Origin of the sequence: Campylobacter ureolyticus ACS-301-V-Sch3b, from assembly GCF_000413435.1 — a bacterium.
Lineage (GTDB): Bacteria > Campylobacterota > Campylobacteria > Campylobacterales > Campylobacteraceae > Campylobacter_B > Campylobacter_B ureolyticus_A.
In genome coordinates this window covers 646,719-668,340 of the sequence record NZ_KE340326.1, presented here as the reverse complement: position 1 = coordinate 668,340, position 21,622 = coordinate 646,719, and the positions used below count along the sequence as shown (strand labels likewise).

Below are 21,622 nucleotides of genomic sequence, written 5' to 3'. Positions count from 1 at the left end.
TAAAATCACAAATATCAAATTTCTTAAAACTTAGAATTTACTTGATATTTCAAACTACTTTTAATATTTTGTTTGATACTTAGTATCAATAAATTTTATTATTGACAAATTTTTTTTAATATGATAAAATCTGTTGATTTTGATAATGAAAGGTTTAATGATGAGACAATACGAAACTTACAAATGCCATAAATGTGGTAATGAAGTTGAAGTTCAAAAAGTTGGCGGCGGAAAACTAGTATGCTGCGGCGAAGAGATGGAATGCATAACAACTGATTTAACTTCTGTAAATTTGATGAAAGCATTTGCCGGTGAGTCAATGGCTAGAAATAAATATGATTTATATGGAGATTTGGCTAAAGAAGCTGGATATCACGCTATCGCAAAGCATTTTTATGAAGCAGCTGAAAATGAAAAATGGCATGCAAGAGCTGAGCTTAAAAAACATCATGAAATGGCTAATATACCTCTTGATAAAATGGATAAAAACTTACTTGATGCAGCAGCTGGAGAGAGATTTGAACACGAAGAGATGTATCCAGATTTTGCAAAAATAGCTGAAGATGAAGGAAAAAAAGATGTTGCAAGACTTTTTAAAGCTATTGCAAAAGTTGAAGTTGAGCACGAAAGAGAGTATTTAGAACTCAAAAAAATGCTTGAAAATGAAGGCTTTTTTGAAAGCGGGGAAGAAGATGTTTGGGTTTGTGAAGTTTGCGGTCATGTTCATCGTGGCAAAAAAGCTCCTGGTGCCTGTCCTTTATGTAAAGCTCCAAAAGAGTATTTTAAAAGAGAATTTTTAGGGTAAAATCAAAAATTTATAATAACATTTAGGAGAAAATACTTCTCCTAAATTTTCTCTTTTTTACCTTAATTAAATTTAAAATCCACAAAGCTTTTTTAAATCCTCATCAATAACTCTTTTGTTCCCTGCCCTATCAACGCTTACATAGGTTACTTCTGCACTTGTTACTGGTATTTTAACAACTTTATTATCTTCATTTAGTCTTTGAACTATAACATCAACTTTTACCCTTATAGATGTTTTTCCAACTCCTATGATTTTTGCATAGCAACTGACTAAGTCTCCAACAAAAACAGGTTCTTTAAAAATAACTTCTTTAAATGAGATAGTTACAACTCTAATTGGTGCAACTTCCCTTGCTGCAACTGCCCCGGCTTTATCTATTTGAGCTAGTATCCATCCGCCAAATATATTTCCAGCAGGATTTGTGTCTCTTGGCATTGCAACTATTTTTATCTTTGGCTCTCCCATATTTTTTAAATCCATAAATTTCCTTTAGTTATAAATTTATTATGATTTTACCAGCTATTTTTAAAGTTTGTTTTAATACTGGTTAATTATATTTCGCTAAAATTTTTCATAAACTTAAAAGGATAGATAATGAATGATTATAAAAAACTATTACAATATTCAGATGAAAATCAAAAAATAATAAACGATTTATATAAAAATCAAGATGATGACTATGTAAAAAAAGCTCTTGAAATTTGTGGTTTTAAAGGAAGCGAGTCTGAAAAAATAGCTGTTTTAAGACGAATTGTTGATCTAAAAACAGACCCTCTTTTAGCTGAGCTAAAAAAGAAAAATTATAGTGAAGATAAAATTTTAAAAATACGCGATGAAATGTATGATTTTGTATCTTTAATACATGAAAACTCTCATAGAAATTTAATCCTAAAAGCTATTGATAATAAAATTTTAAGCGAATTTAACCTAGCTTTAATAAGTGGTGTTCATAAAATAGGTCTTATTATTAATAAAATTCAAAAACAGTGGCAACATTTAGTAATTGATAAAAACTCTAAAATTTTTGCCTCAATGAGTGATCCATTTAAATTTATAGAAAAAAACAAACTTTATCAAAAAACCCCAAGAGGTGATATTTGTGATAGAACTTATGGAGTTGTATTTTTTAATGAAAACAACACAAGTGCTGTTTTAAAAACATATTATGAGTCTTTTTTGGATATGCCAAAACTAATTGAAGAGTTTGAAAATTTAATCCAAACACTATCTCTTATTGCTATAAACAGTGATGAAAAAGCATATATAGAATATCTTAAAAAACTAAAAATTGCATTTGCATGTACAAATAACTGTGAAGTTATAAAAGTTTGGAGAGATGCTGAAATGGCGTGGATGGATACAAAATCACATCTTCAAATTGGTCATCCACTTGAATACTATGAAGACTTTTACACTCATGCAGTTGCCTTAGAATGGGACATAAGACTAAAAGAAGAAACTACTTATGATGAAAAAGAGATAAAAAAATCAGTTAAAACTAGCTTTGATAATGTTTATAAAAATATTGGCTCAAATAACGAAATAATGCACTCTATTGTTAATTCAAACATAGATAAAACACAACTTTACATCTCAACTCCAATGATTTATTATGGAGCTGATTTAGAAGGGCTTTTTAGCGCACAAGTTGTGCCAAATGATGAGTTTGTAAGTGCAAACTCAGGCAAAAAAATATTTGCTTTTGTAGATCATGTTTATGAAAGCACAAAGGCAAAACCTTTTATGAAAATAAATGATGAAATTTTTGAAAAAGAGTTTTTAGACTACACACGCGATATTTTATTTAACAAAAAAGAAATTTGGCGTCAAGTTTATGGAGTAAGCACTATAGGGCATGAGTTTGGACATATTTTATTTATAGATGAAGATAGTGAAACTTCAATGAATAAAAGTGGAGTTTTTAAATTTGTAGAAGAGTATAAAGCCACAACTGGTGGGCTTATAGCATTTTTTGATAATGAGATTGAAGAGTTAAAACTTCCAGTTTTTGCCGAACTTATAAAAAGAAGCGTTGGACTTATCTCATGGATGGAAAATGACCCTGTTAAAGCATATTATTGCGAAGGTTTAATTCACCTAACTCTTCTTTTTGAAAGTAAAGCTTTAAAATTTGATGGTAAAAAGCTAAAAGTTAATTTAGAAAAATATAGTGATTTTAAAGACCTTTGTATAAAAAACTATGAAAATTTAGCAAAAATATATGATGAAAAAGAAGATGCAAATAAGTTTTTATCAAAATTTTGCATACCTTATAAATCAAGCTATTTGCCAATTTGCAAAGATGCAAAAGAGTTTGTTATCTACTACTTTGATCTTTATAAACAAATTGGCAACGAAATTTCAGAAGTTAAAGAGTAACTTCTTCAATATCACCTTTTGAAAAGCGAGATTTTATCTCATTTATTTTTTCTGTGGTCTCATCACTTAGTGGAAGCACGATGTGATGACCCTCTTTAAATGAGATAAAATAATTTTCCTTAGTTTTTGCTATCTTATCAAGTGAGTTTAAGCTAAAAATTTCACTTGGCTTTGGTTTTTCATCGTTTGAAAAAGTTATATTATTCTCATCTACATTAAATTTCATTTTTATTTTAGATTCTGGTAAATTATCTGACTTAATAAGCTCTTTATTGCAAATTTTTCTATAATATTTTGGAAAAAATACTAACCATAAAATAGCCAAAACCAAAGAAGTTAAACTTAAAATAGGAACTGTTTTTAAAAGACCATCTAAAATAAGACCAACAACAATAAACTCAAATGGCACAGCATAAAAGCTCATCATTTTTTGTCTTTTTGCTTTTTTACTGTGGAGTATCATAAATTTTCTTAAATTTCCAACATCTTTATTTGTAATTATTACTTCCATTTTTTTCCTTAAATTTTATAAATTTTGACTATTTTATCAAATTTTCTTAATTTATTTCATTAATTTCGCTAAAATCTTAAATTCACAAATGAAAATAATTTTTATATAAAAAATGCTAGGAAAGATATGCGAAAACTTTTTAACATAACAGGCTTTTTGCCTTTTATTGTAGTTCTTTTTATAAATGCAGTAGTTGATCTAGGGCACAAAATTACCATTCAAAATATCTTAGTTAAAAGCTATTCAGGTGATATTTTAATAGCTCTTACTGCGATTGTCAATTTGCTCATTTTACTTCCTTATATTTCACTATTTTCAATATCTGGATTTTTAAATGATAAATTTTCGCGTACTCAAATTTCAAGAGTTGCAGCAGCTGTTACTATAATTTTTACATTTTTAATAACAATTGCCTATTTTAAAGGTTGGTTTTATTTTGCATTTTTTATGACTTTGCTTTTAGCTGTTCAAAGTGCGATTTTTTCTACTGCTAAATATGCACTTATAAAACAAATTGCAAAAAAAGAAAATATTGCCTTAGCAAATAGCGTAGTGGAATCTGCCACAATTATCGCTATTTTACTCTCATCTTTAATTTTTTCTATAATTTTTGAAAAATTTGTAGTTATTGCTGATAGTCCAGGAAAGATGATGAGTTCTGTTTGGTTTATAGGAGTAATTTTATTTATTTTCACCTGTTTAGAAACATATTTTGCATTTAAAATTCCATATTTTGAAGCTGGCGATAAGACAAGTGAGTTTAAAATTAAAAAATATATAACTTTTGGGTATCTAAAAGAAAATTTAACGCTAATTTTTAAAAACAAAAACATCTTATTAAGCGTGCTTGGAATTTCTGTTTTTTGGGCATTGGCTCAGCTTATAATAGCAGTTTTTCCAAGACATTATAAAGATATAATAGATGATAATGTTGCAATAATTCAAATAATTTTAGCAAGTAGTACAATTGGGATAGTTTTTGGAGCACTGTTTTCAGGTTATTTATCTAAAAAAAGAGTAGAACTTGGGATAGTTTGCATCTCATCTTTTGGACTTTTTGTTATGCTTGTGCTTTTTGCAAGTGTAAATTCTATCTTTTTAATGTTTTTAACAGCTATTTTATTTGGTTTTATGGGTGGGGCTTTTATAATCCCTTTAAATGCAAATATTCAACTAAATGCAGGAAAGGAAAATGCAGGTAAGATAATGGCAGGAAGCAACTTTATACAAAACATTTTTATGGTTATGTTTTTATTTTTAGCGATATTTTGCGCATATTTTAGTATAAACTCAAAAAATATTTTTTATTTAGCAAGTTTGAGTGCGCTAATTTGTTCAATAATTTCATTTTTTATTCTACCAAATTTAACTTTAAGACTTTTTGTAATGCCATTTTTTAAACTTTTTTATAAAGTAAGAATTAAAGGTGAGATACCACAAAATGGTGGAGTTTTAATGCTTGGAAACCATCTAAGCTTTATAGATTGGGCATTAATACAAATTGCAGTTAATAGAAAAATTAAATTTGTAATGCATGTAAGTTTTTATGAAAAACTCCATTTAAAGTGGTTTTTTAATACTTTTGATGTTATAAGAGTTGGAAAAGGCACAAATAAACATGCTATGAACCAAATACAAACCGCACTTAAAAATGGCGAAGTTGTGGCAATGTTTGTAGAAGGTCACATAACTCAAAACTCAAATTTAAATGTTTTTAAAAAAGGCTATATGCTTGCCATAAAAGATACAGGTGCTAAAATAGTTGCTTTTCATATAAGAGGTTTTTGGGGTTCATTTTTTTCAAGAGCTGATATTAGTTATAAGAAAAAAACATTTAAAAGAAGAGTTTTAAATATAGCTTTTAGCCAGCCCCTAGACTCACAAATTTCACCAAGCAATCTAAAAAAAGAGGTTATAAAACTATCTTATTTTAACCTTGGGGATTATCTAGATTTACAAAAGCCACTTCAATATGAATGGCTAAAATGGGCAAAAAGAACTCCGTTTCATGCTTCCATGGTTGATTTTAGTGCTAAAACTTTATCAAATTTCAAAGTACTTGTTGGAGTGCTTTTGTTTGCAAAAAAACTTAACTTAAAAGATGAAGAAAATATAGGAATTTTACTTCCATCATCAAATGCTTGTGCGATAATCAACCTTACACTTCTTACACAAAAAAAAGTAATTGTAAATTTAAACTACACATCAAACACAAACTCTTTGCAAAATTGTTTAGAAAATGCAGGCATTAAAACCATTTTAACTTCAAAAAAATTTATAGAAAAATTAAATGTAAGAGAGATAAATTTTAACGCACAAATAATACAGAAATTCTTTTATTTAGAAGATTTAAAAATTACAAAATTTGATAAAATAAGAGCTATTGCTAAAGTAATTCTACCTAAAATTTTAATTGAAAAATTATATTTTAAAAAAGCAAACTTAGATGACACAGCAGCAATTATTTATAGCAGTGGAAGCGAAGGCGAGCCAAAAGGTATAGTTTTAACGCATAAAAATTTACTTACAAATATCGTTCAAGTAAGTGATCTTTTAGGAAGAGCAAATATCGAAGTCATGCTTTCAAGTCTTCCTGTTTTTCACTCTTTTGGACTTACTTTAACTACGCTTTATCCACTTTATTCAAATTTAAAAAGCGTTTTTGTAGCTGATCCAACGGATGGATTTACTCTTGGTACAATGCTTCAAAAACATAAAGCAGAAGTTATATTTGGCACATCTACATTTTTTAGACTTTATACTAAAAATAAAAAAGTAACAAAAGAGATGTTTGAAAGTATTAAATACGCAGTAGCAGGTGGCGAGAAACTAAATTTAAATACAAAAAGTGAATTTGAAGAAAAATTTGATAAAGAAATTTTAGAAGGTTATGGCACAACAGAAACTTCACCTGTAATTAGTGTAAATTTGCCAAATGAGATAAAAGATGGAAAAGTGCAAATTTTTAACAAAAAAGGAAGTGTTGGAATGCCACTAAATGGAACTATTGTAAAGATAGTAGATCCAGATACCCTAAAAGAGCTTGAAGATTATGAAAACGGTCTTATTTTAGTAAGCGGACATCAAGTTATGAAAGGCTACTTTAAAAAAACTAGCAATGTTTTAGTTGAAATAGATGGGATAAAATACTACAAAACAGGCGATATAGGATACTTAGATCAAGATTATTTTATATATATAACAGATAGAATATCTCGTTTTGCAAAACTTGGTGGTGAGATGATAAGTCTTTCAATGGTTGAAAATGCGCTTCACGAAGTATTGTGCGATGATGATATTATAAGTGTTACAAATTTAAAAGATGATAAAAAAGGCGAAAAGATAGTTTTACTTTATGAGGGCGAAAAAAGTATTGATGAAATAAAAGAGTTAATAAAAGACTCACATCTAAATGCTCTTATGAGACCAAGTGTTATCCATAAAGTAGAAAAAATTCCAGTCCTAGGAACAGGAAAGGTAAATTTTAAAGGCGCTAAAGATTTAGCCTTACAACTTGATAAGCAAGATTAAGATATAAAAATAAAAGAGTAAATTTGTAAAGATGAGGGCAAAAGCCCTCTTAGTTATATTGCTTTTTTACTTAGCTTTATTTTTGCCATACCGATAAATAAGCAAACAACACCTGGTATCATCCACTCAAGACTTTGATCATAAAGTGGTAAAAGTTTACATAAATCAACCAAGCCTGGTATCGCAACATGAAAACTTCTATCTAAAGTTCCAACTAAGCTTATCACTAAAACAGCATAAATAACGAAAGAATAAGTAAATTTATCTTCATTTAATTTATTATTTAATAAAGATAAAACTATCAAAGAAAGTGCTAGTGGATAGATAATACCCAAAAATGGCACCGCATAATTAATAATCGCAGTAAGACCAACATTTGCCATAAGTGAGCTTATAACAGACCAAATGATTATCCAGTGTTGATATTTAATCTTTGTAATTGTTATAAAATACTCGCTTATTGCACAAGTAAGTCCAACAGTTGTTGTTAAACAGGCTAAAAACATCGCTAAACCAAATATTACAATGCCGTATTTTCCAAACCAATACCCAGTTGCGATGGCTAAAATTTCAGCTCCATTTTTAGGATCTTGCTTGAACAAACCTACCGCTGCACCTGCACTTGCACCGATATATGAAAGCATCATATAAATTATCATTAAAATAAGTCCTGCTAAAAGTCCTGCTTTTATAGTTGCGCTTACTATTTTTTCATTATCTTGTATGCCAATTCTTTTAAAAGTAAGCAAAATAACAAGTCCAAAACTAAGGCTTGCCAAAGCATCCATTGTCTGATAACCCTCTAAAATACCAGTGGTTATAGGATGAGTTGCGTAATTGCCTTTTGCTTGTAAAAATGAAGAACTGTGAAGTGGATCAATAACAGAAACAGCAAATAAAATAAGTATTAAAATAAGCAAAATAGGAGTTAAAATTTTACCCAATGTTGATATCATTTTTGTTGGGTTTCTTGAAAGAGCCCAATTTACTATAAAATATACTACAGAATACAAAAATAAAGGCATAAAACTAGCTTGCAAACCCTGTGATAAAAATGGCTTAATAGCAAGCTCAAAAGGCATATTTGCAGCCCTTGGAATAGCAAAAAATGGTCCAATTATAAGAAGCAAAAATATTGAAAAAATTAATGCAAATTTAAGTGAAATTCTTTTTGCAAGGTTATGAAGTCCATTTGACTTTGCAACTGCTGCAATACCCAAAATAGGAAATAAGACAGCTGTTAAACAAAATGCAATTATCGCAATTGGAGTTTGTTCTCCTGCAAGATTGCCTAAAAATGGTGGAAATATAAAATTCCCAGCACCAAAAAACATAGAAAAAAGTGTAAGCCCAACTACTAAAAAGCTTCTAAACGATATCTCTTTCATACAAAAACCTTTATTTGACTTTTAGTAATAATATAGCAATTTAATTAAATTTGTATAAAATCACTAAAAATTTTAAAAATATGCAAAATTTATGTTACAAATTTACAATGAATTTAAAATTGTACTTAAATTTAACTAAATTTAAGCTTTTGTTTTTAATTTTTCAAGAGCTTTAATTCTTTCTTCTGTGCTTGGATGAGTTCTAAACAAAGATGAAAAGTTACTTTTGCCACTTAGTGGATTTACGATAAACATATGAGCACTGCTTGGATCTGCATTTTTAAGAGGATTTTTAGAATAACTTTCAAGCTTAGAAAGTGCTTTTATAAGCCCGTTTGGATTTGAAGTAAGCTCAGCTGAGCCACGATCAGCTTCAAACTCCCTACTTCTTGAAATTGCAAGCTGAATAATAGTAGCAGCAAGTGGAGCAATAACAGCAAGAGCGATTAAAACAACAATATTTGATCTATTTGAGTTTTTACTATTGCCTCCAAACATAGCTCCCATTTTTGCAATATTTGCTAAAATTGCGATTGCCCCTGCAAAAACAGCTGCAATTGAGCCAGTTAAAATATCATAATGCTTTACATGGCTTAATTCATGAGCAATAACAGCTTCAATCTCTTCTTCGCTCATTAAATTTAAAAGACCTTCAGTTACTGCAACAACAGCATGCTTTGGGTTTCTTCCAGTTGCAAAAGCATTTGGAGTGGGATCTGGAATAATGCAAATTTTAGGAAGTGGTAAATTACCTTTTTTACAAAGTTTTTCAACTATATCATAAAGACCAGATGCGTTTTGTTTAGTTACTAAAACTGCATTATAGTGCTTTAAAACTATCTTATCACTAAAAAAATAACTAAAAAAATTTGTTGCACAAGCTATTAAAAATGCGATTACCATACCACCTTGACCACCGATTGCATAGCCAATTGCCATAAATAAAAACATTAAAACAACCATCAAAATAGAAGTTTTTATTATTTGCATGAATTTATCCTTTGAATTTAGTATCTAATATTTTACACTAAAAATATAAATTTGTCTTTTTAAATCAATATAGTAGAAGTATGTTACACAGTATTTTACCAGTCTATAAAAAATAGACTGGTAAATTTAATTTTATAGTTATTTTTTGATATATTTACTACCATCCATACACAAATCTAAGATTTGCACTAAGTTCATCTATCTTACCACCCATTGCTCCAACACCAAAGCTTATATTTGATAGAGGTTTTATGCTATATATAACACCAAGTTCACCTCCACCACTAAAGCCTTTATTTGTACTTTCTATAGTTTTATTTATGTTAGGTGCATAGGTACTGCTTTTGCCATCAAGCTCATATATAAGTCTTGCTCTTGCATATAGGTTTGTATCTGTATTTGTATTATAGTAAGCTATACTATCAAATTTAATTCTTTTTGATGAGATATCTTTGATATTTAAAGTTTCACCATTTATATCTAAATCATAACCATCAACATTTGAATAAGCATAGCCAAGTCTATTTGTTAGCATAAATCTATCAAAGTAAGAATCATGTCCTAAAAATGCTCCAAGAGAGTAAAATGTAGAGTCTTTATTAATATTTAGATTATCGTAGCCTTTTAAGGTGTATTTGTTATTTAACTTACCTATTTTTGCATAAGAGTCTATAAAGAAGTTATTTCTTAAATCAAATCTTGCTAACGCTCCTACTGCATAAGCATTTATCTTTCCATCACTTGAATAAGAGTTCGCACTTCCATCATAATCTGCATAAGAGTATTCAAAAAATCCACCCATTAGTGCATTATCAGCTCTACTTGCAACACCAACATCAACAACTACTCCATTTATATCAGTATCGCTTTTATCGATATTGCTTTTATATCCTTTTATATATCCAAAACTTATAATATTATCAGTATTTACAGATATATTATCATCAAGCATTGCTATGTTTGATATATTATCACCCATTAAATCACTCATTTGATTTACAACATGAGAACTTGCCAAATTTGGTATTAATGTATGATTTAACTTAGGATTTACTTTAGGAGTGATAGGTTTATTAGGCTTTGGAGTTGGAGTTGGAGTTGTTGATTCAATTTCTCCAACTTCTAAATATAAATTACTTTCATCTTTATTTAACTTTACATTATAAATTGTACTAGCTCCTACTTCAGATACAATTGATTTAGTAGCTTTAGTCAACTCTTTACTTTTTATTTCAAGGTCTTTGTCTATAGCTTGTTCTTCCTCTAAAGTATTTTCATCAATAGATGCTTTTTTAATAATGTAAATTTTTTCTTTTGGTTTAAGATTTTTAACAATAGCTTTACTTTCTCCTTGCTCAACATAAGGATTTACTTTTACACTTTTTAAAGTTGTCGGTTCATTTTTTGTTAATTGAAGCACTACATCATTTGTTTTTATATCTTTTGGAAGATTAAAATTTACCTCATCAAAGTTGTTAATATTTCCTGCTATTAGATTTTTACCGGTAACATTTAATTTATTGCCTAAAATTGCATCTTTATTGTTACCATCTGAAAATCCACCATGAATTACACCTTTAACTAAAAAGTGTTTACCTAAAGCTAAATCTCTTGCTGAGTTATGAAATAAATTTACAGTGTTATTTATAGCATCACCTTCATTTGAGTAGCCACCATAAACATCACCACCTATATTTGATGAAGTTATATCTAAAATGTTATTGTTTACTTCATCTTTGGCAGAACCACCTGCTACAGAAGAGCCAACCTTTGAAATTTTCAATAAGACTTTGTTGTTGTTAGCAGCTCCTTCTGTTGATTTACCACCATGGATACTGTCACCTATATTTGATGAAGTTATATCTAAAATGTTATTGTTGGCTTCGTCTTTGGCAGAACCACCTGTTACAGAAGAGCCAACATTTGAAAATTTCAATGAGACTTTGTTGTTGTTAGCATTTTTATCTTCTGATTCACCACCATAAATATCATTTGCCATTTCTGAGCTGTCAGCTAAAACTTGATTTGAGTTAGCGTTGCCTTCTTGGCTATAGCCGCCATAAATTACCCAGTCCGCATGCGATGAAGATATATTTACAATGTTGTTGTTAGCATCACCGTTTTTTATTGAAACTCCACCAAAAATAGTATTATCTACATATGATGAAGATGTTATGTTGACTGCGTTTTCATTAGCATTGCCTAGTTCCGAAAAGCCACCATAAACCTTATACATTATAGATGAGTCGCTTATTAAAACATTATTTAAACTAGCGTCATTGTTTGCATACCCACCATGAACTGCACCATTTGCTTCAGTTTTATTTCTTATAACAACACTATTTGAGTTAGCTTTACCTTGATAAGTATTTGAAAAAGTATTTGAAAAGCCACCATATATATTTCCATCTACTGTTGAATTATCAACTGTAACTTCATTCAAAATAACACCATTTCTTGAAAATCCACCAATAACCATTCCTTCTAATTTTGATTTTGAAGTTACAATAACACTATTTTTTTCAGCACCATTGTTACCACCATGACCACCAATAATAACAGTATCATCAATATTCGGTACTTTCATATTAGATGATTCAACAAAAACTTTATTTGAATTTGCTTCTTTTCCTTCATCTGCTTGTCCGCCAACTACTTTTTGAAATATTTCAGAATTTCCTTTTATCAAAACTTTATTTAAATTAGCGGTTCCAGCACTTGAGCGTCCACCAATAACAGAATCTACTATATTCATTTGACCTGTTTTTGTGCCTATTTTAGATGATTCTATAACAACTTTATTTGAATTTGAGTTCATCATAGCAAATCCTGCTGTGGTTAACCCTCCTATTTCTGAATCTTTTATATTAACTTCATTATTGCTAGCTTCATATTGCATATCCCCACCAAATGAACGCCCACCATCAACATTTCCTACTACTTCAGCTGAATTGATGTCAACCACATTTAAATTTGCACTTTTCTTAGTGGAAACTCCTCCAAACACACTGTCTTGAATTTTTGATTCATTTATAGTAACTTTGTTTTCATTAGCTTCACCTTCAAATGAAAATCCACTAAATATTTTAAAAAGACCCCCCTTATCACTACCGTCTTTTATACCAGTAACATTGACCAAGTTATTATTAGTATTTTGCGAAAGAGAAATTCCACCATACAGATTAATTTTTCTTTCAGGATTGCCAGGAATGTTTGTAAAAATTAGTTTATTATTTAAAGCATTATTTTTTACAGATAATCCACCTATTAAATGTGCAGTATTTTTGTCAGGCGTAGTGCTTTTATCAAGATGACTCAAATCTACCTCTAAGGTATAGTTTTTTATATCACTACTTTGTGCTCCTCCTGCAATGTATGAAACTTGATCATCTGTATTTGTTATACCATCAAGAGTAAAATTTTTTTGGTTTGGAATATTCCCTACATTAATCTCTTTAAGACCGGAATCTTTAAAAAAAGAAAGATTGGATCCTACCTGTGGAATACCGGTATAAGTAAAGTCAAATCCACTAAAATCAAAATCGCTTTTTTTATCAACAAAGTCAGCCTCACTTGCATTTATAGTGCCGCACAACATGGCTGCCAATATCGATGAAATGACTATATTTTTCATCTATTTCTCCTTATGCACATAATTTATAGCGTATTTTACATTTTATTTACTTAAAAGGATATAATATATAGCCTATTAATTTTAGTTGGATTTGAAATTTTATCAATAGTTGATTTTATTTTTATAGCTAAAGCTTTTGTGGCTAAAATATCATCTGTAAAAAGAGAGTATTTAATAGTTATAATTTTTCCATCTTTATAAGCATTATCAAAATAATAAAAACTATTTTTTACTTATATTATCAGAAGTCATTTTTAACTCCTAATTTTAAAACCATTTTATGTAACAAAACGCCATATTTTATGTAACATCTTGAAATTTCATAAACAATAGATAAAATTTGATGATTTTTAGAAGTTAAGATAATAACGATATTATCGTTATTTATAAGTATTTTTAGATAGTATAAATGGCCGGGAAATAGGGATTCGAACCCCAGGAGGTGTGACCCTCAACGGTTTTCAAGACCGCCGCTTTCGACCGCTCAGCCATTTCCCGAATTATTCAGTTTTGTCTGAGACCCACTCTGCTCCATCATGAACTTTATCTTTTGTCCATTCAACATTTTGTTTAGTATCACTTTTTACACCGTGCCAAGTGCTAGAACAACCTGTTAAAAACAATAATGCCACAAATGCAGATAAAATAAATCTCATAACTTCTCCTTTATTTTGTTGGAGGCGACACTCGGATTTGAACCGAGGATCAGAGCTTTGCAGGCTCCTGCCTTAGCCACTTGGCTATGTCGCCTTGCAACGCTAATGGTGCCCAGAGCCGGACTTGAACCGGCACGGAAAAAACTTCCGAGGGATTTTAAGTCCCTTGCGTCTACCATTCCGCCACCTGGGCAAAACACCTTAATGGAGCGGGAAACGAGATTCGAACTCGCGACCCCAACCTTGGCAAGGTTGTGCTCTACCCCTGAGCTATTCCCGCATTTTTAAAACTGAATTGAAATAATACCAAATTTAAACTTAAAAATTTATTTATTTTGCAAATTTTTTTATTTTTTTATTTTAAAGGATATTATAAGAAATTTTAAGTAGAATTATGTTTTAAAATATTTGGGGGCATAGCTCAGCTGGGAGAGCGCTTGAATGGCATTCAAGAGGTCGGCAGTTCGATCCTGCTTGTCTCCACCATTTAATTTCTTAATCTATCTTTTCAAAAAGAAGATATAAAAACCCACCCCAACCTATTATAAGCAAGATAAAATAAAAGATGTGTGAATAAAAACCACTTCCTTTAATGCTTTTACTTACATCTTTATCGTCTTTTTCTTCATATTTTTTTTCTAAATATTCTTTAAAAAACTCATTTTCTAGGATAAAATTTTGTATATCTTCAGAGCTTTTTAAATCATTGTTCTCTAGTATGTAAAGCATATCATACTTTTGGCATGCCTCATCTAAATTTGAAAAATCTTTTTTTAAATCATATTTTAAAATTTGAATTTGTCTTATTATGTTTTTATCAACCATATCTAAATTTAAAGCTATTGCTTCATAGTTAAAGCATTTTAAATTTAAATAATAGTTGATTTTTTCATCTAAAAGTTCCAATAAAATTTCTATATTTTCACCACTTAAAATGATATTTTTTGCAAAATTTGCAAAATCTTCACATTTTTTTATTTCCACATCTTTTTGTGATAAAATATCTTCAAAACTTCTCAAAATAAAACCTTTTTATAATTTTAATAATATTATAGCAAATTTACTCTTCTTTTTTGCCTGTAAATTTATCTATTATTTTTTTTCCTATTTCACTTTGATTTAGCCCCTCAAGCATTGAAGCTAAATTTGTACCACCTTTTGAACTTAAAACATCTCCTATTTTATTTACTCCACTTGCAACATTTCCTTCATTTGCAATGATCTTAAGATCTGCATTGCTTAATGCTTTTGCTTGCTCAAGCCCGATATCCCTATTAGCTTCAATTTGTTTTATAGAGATTAAATAAGTTTGATATCCCTCATTTTCTCCAATTTCTTTTGCAAGCTCTATTTGAGCATTTACAGGAGCTAACTCTTTAAGCCTTAAAGCCTCAGCTTCGGCTGAGCCTATTTTAAGAGTTCCTTGGGCTTCCTTATCTTTCATCTCTAAAAGAGCTGCTGCTGCGAGAAATTGCTTTTCTTTATCACCTTGAGCAACTAAAATTTGATTTTCTTTTATAGCTTCTGCATCTTTGATTTTAGCATTTTTTCTAGCTTCGGCATCGATTTCAATTTTTCTTTGATCTTGCTCGGCCCTAACTATTTCAACTTGTTTTTTAATCTCAGCTTCTTTTACATCTTTTACTCTAACTACTTCCATCTCTTTTTCTTTTGTGATTTTTTCTTGATCTTTTATAAGCTGATTTGCAAGCTCTTTTGAAATAGCCACCTCTCTTTCGTTTTCAACAGTTTTTAATCCAACTATTTTATTGGCATCTTGTTGTTTTACCTCTGTTGCTTGAACAGCTTCAATTTCTGCTATTTGAGCTAACTTTAAGTTGTTTGCAACCTCTATTCTACTTTCTTTTTCAATTTCGGATTTTTTCTTCTCCATTATGTTAAATATAACTTTACTTCCACTACTATCTCTAATATCCATTAATTCTATATTTTTAACAGGTTCTATTCCCCAGCTTTGAAGCTGAATTTTAACTGCTTTTGTAAAATCATCCCCAAGCTCAGATCTAATTTGCAAAATATCTTCTAATGCCCTACTTGATAAAATACTTCTAATTGAGCCTTGAATAATATTTGTAAGTTGGATTTGTAAATCTTCGAAACTTTCCACTCTTTGAGCTGCCAAATTTGAATCTTCTATCCTAAAAAAAGCTGTGATATCCACAACAAAAGGAAGTCTTCCTAAATCATAAGCTTCATAATCATCTATTTTTATAGCAAAAACAGAAACCGGTAAAACTATCTTTGTTATACCAAAAATCGGCACCCAGCTAGGAAACTCATAATAAGTATTTCCATTTCCTGTATCTTTTCCATAGCTTACTGTTTTATTTGAACTTTGAACTATATGAACTTCATTTGTCTCAACAACTCGTCTAAAAAACAGTGGGATTATAATACAAAGTGCAATAACAATTGCAATTATGCCCAAAAATATGTTTAAAACCATAACTCTTCCTTTTGAAATAGAAATAATAAAATTATATCTTAATATTTGTTATAGTATTATAAATTTATAATGATTATTAAATATCTTGATTTATAAAAATTTATAGGGTAAAATTTTCAAAAATTTATATTTAGAATTGATATGGCTTTGGGATTTTATGAATATTATTAAAACAATAACCTACGAAATAAATAAAATATTAGAAATAAATAAAGACGATTCAACTTGGCATCTTGCATTTTTTACAGGTTTTTGCATGTCGGCTCCACTTTTAGTAGGGGCTTTTTTAAACAATATGCATTTAGCAGTTATTAGTTCAATGGGTACAATGCTTTTTTTATATACTCCAAAAACACCACTTTATCATAGAATGATAGTTTTAATGGCTTGTGGATTTGGTTTTATAGTAAGTTTTATCTTTGGAGGATTGGCGCATTTCTCACCGCATATAAGCCCAATTGTTTTATGTGTTTTAACTATTATTGTAACAATGACTGTAAGATTTTATCAATTATCAAACCCTGGAAATTTCTTCTTTATAATGATTGCTACGATATCTATCTTTTTACCTTTTAAAACATCACAGCTTATAGAAATTAGTGGATATTTTGTCTTAGGGACTATTTGGGCTGTAATAGTTGCCTTTATATACAGTTTATTAACGGCAAAAATTTTAAAAGTAGAAGATATTAAAGAGATAAAATATGATGGCTTTGATAATGTAGTTGTTGATAGTGTGATAATTGGATTTTTTGTTGGATTTAGTATTTTAATAGCACAAATAATAGGTATTGAAAGAGCGTATTGGGTGCCGATTTCTACACTAGCAATCTTACAAGGAATGACTCTAAGAAGCAAATGGACAAGGCAAATTCATAGAATTTTAGGAACCGCAATAGGAATAGCTTTAGTATATTTTTTGCTGCGTTTAAATTTAAATAGCCTACAAATTGCAATTTTAATAGGTGTTCTTGGCTTTTTAGCACAACTTACAATCACTAAACACTATGGCGTAGCCACAATTTTTATAACCCCGATGACTGTTTATATGGCTGAAATGAGTGGAGTAATAAGTGGTGGAGCAACAACTTTAATTGTGGCAAGGCTTGAAGATATTATTCTAGGAAGTATAATTGGTTTTATTGGTGGAGTTTATTTGCACAATCTTAAATTTAGAAAAATAATAATAAAAACAATTTACTTTTTTACAAATTTACTTCCTTCTAGCAAGTAAAATCGTACAACTTAATATCATTATAAAACCAATATAGTCTAAAAATACATACCTTTGCCCTAAAAACAGATAAATGAAAAAAGCTGATGCGACAGGCTCAATGGCTGCTAATAAACTAGTCTTTGTAGGGCCTAAAATACTTAGTCCTTTCATATAAAAACTAAATGAGATAATAGTTCCAAAAAACACTGTTCCAAATATAGCAAAAAGCCCATCTATATCTTTTACTCCGTGATGAGTCCAGTTTTTATTTATCAATGCAGCTAAAATGCCACCTATTATAAGTCCATAAGAAAGAGTTGTTAAAATACCATATTTTTTATTTATATTTATTGGAGTTATACTATAAACCAAAATGCAAAGTGCTGAAATTAGCCCAAAAACAATAGCTTCTTTTGGTATAGCAAAATCAAATTTTAGATGAGTTGCTAAAATAAAAACACCTCCCATAACAAGAAAAAGCGATAGAATCTCGAGTTTTGTAGGAAATTTTTTGTTTATAACTGCCATATAAATCATAATAAAAGCTGGAGATGTGTATTGTAAAATAGTCGCAATTGCAGCATTGCTTAATTTTATGCTTAAATAATAAGTATATTGACATAAAAAAAGTCCAAAAATAGCATAAAATATTAAAATAAAAAAATCTTTTTTATCACTAAAAATTAAAAAAATATCTTTTTTTTGATTTTTAAATGCTAGGAAAAACAAAAATATCCCACTTGCCAAAAGTCTAACTACAACCAACCACTCAGCTGAAACTTTTTTTATATCAAGTAGATACTGACCACAAGCAGATGAAAGTCCCCAAAAAATAGCACTAAAAATAGTAAATAAAAATCCCGCCATAAAACTATGCATTTATCATCCTAAAATATTGAGCATTATAGCGGGATTTAAGCTTATTTAGCAGCCTCTAGGACCACATCCTAAATTTAAAGCTTTTATCACTCCATCATAATTAGGCTCTTTTGTAATCTCGCTAACTACTTCTTTATAAATAATTTTTGAGTCTTTATCAATAACAAAAATAGCTCTTGCAAGAAGTCCTTTTAAGGCACCACTGTCTATTAAAACGCCATATTTTTTACCAAATTCTTTGCATCTAAAATCACTTAATGCATTAATGTTTTTAATATTTTCAGCCCCACAAAATCTGCCTAGTGCAAAAGGTAAGTCCATTGAAACAACACTGAAATTTACATTTTTTAAATTTGCCATTTTTTCATTAAATTTCTTTGTTTCCATTGCACAAACACCAGTATCAAGTGATGGAACTGTTGCAATAACTTGAATTTTTTCACTTGATCCACCAACCTTTAAAGTTTTTAGATCTGCTAAAACTAATTCAACCTCAGGTGCATAATCGCCAACACTAAGCTCATCACCAACTAGTTTAACAGCTTCACCATTTAATGTAACTTTACTCATAATTTCTCCTTAAATAAATTTAGCATATTATAACTTTTTGGTGTTAATAAAAATGTAATTTTTTATTTATTTTTATTCTTTCTTTTTTGCAGGAGTAGAATTTGTTAAAATATCATGTAGATTTAATCTGTCTTTTCTAAAAAAACACATTAATATCCCAAATAAAAAAGTGGCTCCAAAAATAAAAATAAGATATCTTAAAAAAGCTCTAAAAAAACTTATTTTCTTACCAGTTTTTATATCTATTAGATAAATTTGTTGTGATTTATAACCAGGAGTTTGAGCTTTTAAACTAAAAAAAAGTGAAGTTATAATGCCGTAAACAAGCCAAACTAACAAAATTGCTATTTGACTTTTTTGAAAATTTTCCTTTGAGCCTAAAACGGCATAGGTAGTAAAGTATAAAAGCGGCATAGAAATTAGAAATATATCTATAATAAAAGCTTTTATTCTTAAAAAGACAGGTGCAATAACAGCTTTTTGTTTAGCCATTTTGCACCATCTTAAAATTTATCATACCTTTAAAAGTTCAGCTTCTTTTTGTTTTAAAACATCATCAACTTTATTATTAAAGTTATCGGTGATTTTTTGAACTTCATCATGAGCTTTTTTTACTTCATCTTCTGAGATTTCTTTTTCTATTTTTTTAATCTCATCATTTGCATCTTTTCTAGCATTTCTTATACTAACTTTTGCTTTTTCGCCCATTGCTTTTGATCTTTTAACATTTTCTTGTCTTTGTTCAATTGTCATAGGTGGGAAAAATAGCTTTATACACTCACCATCATTGTTTGGATGTACACCGATATTTGCAGCTTGGATAGCTGTTTCAATAGTTTTTAACATCGGTTTTTCCCAAGGAGTTACGGTTATTGTCATCGCATCAGTTGCTAAAACAGTAGCTACTTGATTTAGTGGAGTTTGATTTCCGTAGTAATCAACATAAACATTATCAAGCACATTAACGCTTACTTTTCCAGTTCTTAGGGTTAGAAAATCTTTTTTTAAAGACTCAATTGCTTTTTTAGAAGCTTCTTCTTGTGTTTTATAAATTTTATCTAACATATTTATCCTTTATAATTTCGCCGTTTTAATTTGCCTTAGGAGCTTCAGGAACTGCTGGGGTTACTGGGGCTTCATTTGTTTGGGCAGGAATTTGAAGGGATTTTGTATCAATACTATCTATGACTGATTTTGAATTGCTTTTTTGATAATAATATCCTAAAGCCAAAGTATTTAAAATAAATAAAATTCCCATAACAACTGTAAATTTTGCTAAAAATCCACCAGCGCCTTTTGCGCCAAATAAACTTTCGTTACTCCCACTATAAACTCCAAGTCCCATTGATGAGCTTTTTTGAAGTAAGATGGCTATAGTAAGTATTACAGTCAGTACAAATTGTAAAACTAATAAAATCGTTGTCAAATTTAATCCTTTTGTTTTTATTAACCTTTGATTATACACAAAAAAATATAAATTTTTAGTTAAATTTAACCATTTTTCTTTGCAAAATCTCTCATAAAGCTAACTAAAGTCTCAACATTTTCATAAGTTATAGCATTATAAATAGAAGCTCTAATGCCTCCTAAATGCCTATGGCCTTTAAGTCCCATCATATTATTTTCTAAAGCTTTTGAAACAAATTTTTTCTCAAGCTCTTCGCCTTTTATAATGTTAAAACTTACATTCATTAAAGACCTTGAATCTTTCTTTGCATGGCCTTTATAAAAGTCACTCATTTCATCAATTGCAGAGTATAAAAGTGCTGCTTTTTTCTCATTTTTTTCATTAACTGCTTTTAGGCCACCTTCTTTGATAAGTTTTTTAAGCATTAAATTTAGCATATAAATTCCAAAAGTATTTGGAGTATTGCTCATAGAATTTGCATCAATTTGAGTTTTATATCTTAAAATATTTGGAACATTTTTGCCTACTCTATCAGCCAAATCTTTTCTTATGACAACTAGCGTAACGCCTGCAGGGCCGCCATTTTTTTGAATTCCACCATAAAAAAGTCCGATGTTTTTTGTATCAATTTCTCTTGAAAAAAGATCGCTTGAACTATCTATGACTAATAAAGATTTTGTTTTTGGGAACTCTTTATATTGCGTTCCATAAATAGTGTTGTTTGAACAAATATAAGTATAATCAGCATCCTTGCTAAGTTCAGGAATTAAAGGAATTCTATCAAAATTTGTATCTTCGCTACTTGCTACAACCTTATAATTTATTCCTAAAATTTCAGCTTCTTTTATCGCTTTTTTAGTCCAAACGCCTGTATTTATATACTCACACACTTTACCTGTGCTTAAATTCATAGGAATTTGGGCAAACTGAAGGCTTGCACCGCCTTGTAAAAATAAAACTGCATAATCATCACTAAAACCATAAAGCTCTTTTACTCTTTTTTCAGCACTATTTATAACTTCATCAAAAACTGCACTTCTGTGCGATACTTCCATTATAGAAAATCCCTTATTTTGATAGCTTAAAAACTCATCTTGTGCTGTTTTTAAAACATCTAATGGTATTGTGCTTGGACCTGCACTAAAATTTATAACTCTATTCAAAACCTCTCCTTTTTTATTAAAT

18 protein-coding genes and 5 tRNA genes are annotated in these 21,622 nt (G+C 29.5%); 5 read left to right on the top strand and 18 right to left on the bottom strand.

The window, feature by feature from the left end; genetic code table 11:
• The first annotated feature begins 160 nt into the window (after window positions 1–160).
• Complete coding sequence (locus HMPREF9309_RS03400; RefSeq protein ID WP_016646523.1) at window positions 161–805, top strand: ferritin family protein; 645 nt, start codon at window positions 161–163, stop codon at window positions 803–805.
• A 72-nt stretch (window positions 806–877) separates the two neighbouring features.
• Here HMPREF9309_RS03400 and HMPREF9309_RS03395 read toward each other — a convergent pair whose 3' ends face one another.
• Window positions 878–1,288, bottom strand: coding sequence for an acyl-CoA thioesterase (locus HMPREF9309_RS03395; protein ID WP_016646522.1), 411 nt, complete (start codon window positions 1,286–1,288; stop codon window positions 878–880).
• 114 nt (window positions 1,289–1,402) lie between these two features.
• On the opposite strand from HMPREF9309_RS03395, the gene ciaB reads away from it, so the two are divergent.
• Entirely contained in the window at window positions 1,403–3,187 is a 1,785-nt protein-coding gene (ciaB, locus tag HMPREF9309_RS03390; RefSeq protein WP_016646521.1) for an invasion protein CiaB, read from the top strand.
• Here the strand turns inward: ciaB and HMPREF9309_RS03385 are convergent.
• Window positions 3,177–3,698, bottom strand: a complete 522-nt coding sequence (locus HMPREF9309_RS03385) for a hypothetical protein (RefSeq protein WP_016646520.1) — start codon at window positions 3,696–3,698, stop codon at window positions 3,177–3,179. The two genes, ciaB and HMPREF9309_RS03385, sit on opposite strands and share 11 nt — an antisense overlap.
• A 126-nt stretch (window positions 3,699–3,824) precedes the next feature.
• Here HMPREF9309_RS03385 and HMPREF9309_RS03380 point away from each other — a divergent pair, with 126 nt between their 5' ends.
• On the top strand, window positions 3,825–7,229 hold the full coding sequence (locus HMPREF9309_RS03380) for an acyl-[ACP]--phospholipid O-acyltransferase (RefSeq protein ID WP_016646519.1): 3,405 nt from the start codon (window positions 3,825–3,827) through the stop codon (window positions 7,227–7,229).
• 53 nt (window positions 7,230–7,282) lie between these two features.
• On the opposite strand, the gene brnQ is transcribed toward HMPREF9309_RS03380, so the two are convergent.
• From brnQ to HMPREF9309_RS03345, 8 genes are all read right to left on the bottom strand, one after another.
• Window positions 7,283–8,617 carry a branched-chain amino acid transport system II carrier protein gene (gene brnQ / locus HMPREF9309_RS03375; RefSeq protein ID WP_016646518.1) on the bottom strand — a complete coding sequence of 445 codons (1,335 nt, stop codon included), beginning with the start codon at window positions 8,615–8,617 and terminating at the stop codon, window positions 7,283–7,285.
• A 141-nt stretch (window positions 8,618–8,758) separates the two neighbouring features.
• Window positions 8,759–9,607: a zinc metalloprotease HtpX gene (htpX, locus tag HMPREF9309_RS03370; RefSeq protein WP_016646517.1), complete on the bottom strand. Its 849-nt coding sequence runs from the start codon at window positions 9,605–9,607 to the stop codon at window positions 8,759–8,761.
• A gap of 157 nt (window positions 9,608–9,764) precedes the next feature.
• Window positions 9,765–13,241 (bottom strand): autotransporter outer membrane beta-barrel domain-containing protein, encoded by a 3,477-nt coding sequence (locus HMPREF9309_RS09130; RefSeq protein ID WP_016646516.1) that lies wholly within the window; start codon window positions 13,239–13,241, stop codon window positions 9,765–9,767.
• 410 nt (window positions 13,242–13,651) lie between these two features.
• Window positions 13,652–13,739 (bottom strand) — tRNA-Ser (locus HMPREF9309_RS03360).
• Window positions 13,740–13,741: 2 nt separating this feature from the next.
• A complete protein-coding gene (locus tag HMPREF9309_RS09035; RefSeq protein ID WP_016646515.1) occupies window positions 13,742–13,897 on the bottom strand; it encodes a lipoprotein in 156 nt (51 codons plus the stop codon).
• A gap of 19 nt (window positions 13,898–13,916) precedes the next feature.
• Window positions 13,917–13,991 (bottom strand) — tRNA-Cys (locus HMPREF9309_RS03355).
• 12 nt (window positions 13,992–14,003) lie between these two features.
• Window positions 14,004–14,090: transfer RNA gene (locus HMPREF9309_RS03350), tRNA-Leu, on the bottom strand.
• A gap of 12 nt (window positions 14,091–14,102) precedes the next feature.
• A tRNA-Gly gene (locus tag HMPREF9309_RS03345) sits at window positions 14,103–14,177 on the bottom strand.
• A gap of 130 nt (window positions 14,178–14,307) precedes the next feature.
• On the opposite strand from HMPREF9309_RS03345, the gene HMPREF9309_RS03340 reads away from it, so the two are divergent.
• A tRNA-Ala gene (locus tag HMPREF9309_RS03340) sits at window positions 14,308–14,383 on the top strand.
• Window positions 14,384–14,392: 9 nt separating this feature from the next.
• On the opposite strand, the gene HMPREF9309_RS03335 is transcribed toward HMPREF9309_RS03340, so the two are convergent.
• Together HMPREF9309_RS03335 and HMPREF9309_RS03330 are read right to left on the bottom strand one after the other, a co-directional pair.
• A complete protein-coding gene (locus tag HMPREF9309_RS03335; RefSeq protein WP_016646514.1) occupies window positions 14,393–14,917 on the bottom strand; it encodes a hypothetical protein in 525 nt (174 codons plus the stop codon).
• A gap of 40 nt (window positions 14,918–14,957) precedes the next feature.
• The gene (locus tag HMPREF9309_RS03330; RefSeq protein ID WP_016646513.1) at window positions 14,958–16,364 is read right to left on the bottom strand and encodes an SPFH domain-containing protein; all 1,407 of its coding nucleotides are present in this window, start codon (window positions 16,362–16,364) and stop codon (window positions 14,958–14,960) included.
• 157 nt (window positions 16,365–16,521) lie between these two features.
• Here HMPREF9309_RS03330 and HMPREF9309_RS03325 point away from each other — a divergent pair, with 157 nt between their 5' ends.
• Window positions 16,522–17,598 carry an FUSC family protein gene (locus HMPREF9309_RS03325; protein ID WP_016646512.1) on the top strand — a complete coding sequence of 359 codons (1,077 nt, stop codon included), beginning with the start codon at window positions 16,522–16,524 and terminating at the stop codon, window positions 17,596–17,598.
• Here HMPREF9309_RS03325 and HMPREF9309_RS03320 read toward each other — a convergent pair.
• From HMPREF9309_RS03320 to serC, 6 genes are all read right to left on the bottom strand, one after another.
• On the bottom strand, window positions 17,578–18,459 hold the full coding sequence (locus tag HMPREF9309_RS03320; protein ID WP_016646511.1) for a DMT family transporter: 882 nt from the start codon (window positions 18,457–18,459) through the stop codon (window positions 17,578–17,580). The two genes, HMPREF9309_RS03325 and HMPREF9309_RS03320, sit on opposite strands and share 21 nt — an antisense overlap.
• Window positions 18,460–18,504: 45 nt before the next feature.
• On the bottom strand, window positions 18,505–19,029 hold the full coding sequence (gene tpx / locus HMPREF9309_RS03315; protein WP_016646510.1) for a thiol peroxidase: 525 nt from the start codon (window positions 19,027–19,029) through the stop codon (window positions 18,505–18,507).
• Between the two features lie 72 nt (window positions 19,030–19,101).
• A complete protein-coding gene (locus HMPREF9309_RS03310) occupies window positions 19,102–19,521 on the bottom strand; it encodes an RDD family protein (RefSeq protein ID WP_016646509.1) in 420 nt (139 codons plus the stop codon).
• A 21-nt stretch (window positions 19,522–19,542) separates the two neighbouring features.
• Window positions 19,543–20,094, bottom strand: a complete 552-nt coding sequence (frr, locus tag HMPREF9309_RS03305) for a ribosome recycling factor (protein ID WP_016646508.1) — start codon at window positions 20,092–20,094, stop codon at window positions 19,543–19,545.
• A gap of 25 nt (window positions 20,095–20,119) precedes the next feature.
• Entirely contained in the window at window positions 20,120–20,455 is a 336-nt protein-coding gene (gene secG / locus HMPREF9309_RS03300) for a preprotein translocase subunit SecG (protein WP_016646507.1), read from the bottom strand.
• Between the two features lie 65 nt (window positions 20,456–20,520).
• Entirely contained in the window at window positions 20,521–21,600 is a 1,080-nt protein-coding gene (serC, locus tag HMPREF9309_RS03295) for a 3-phosphoserine/phosphohydroxythreonine transaminase (protein ID WP_016646506.1), read from the bottom strand.
• Window positions 21,601–21,622: the final 22 nt, after the last annotated feature.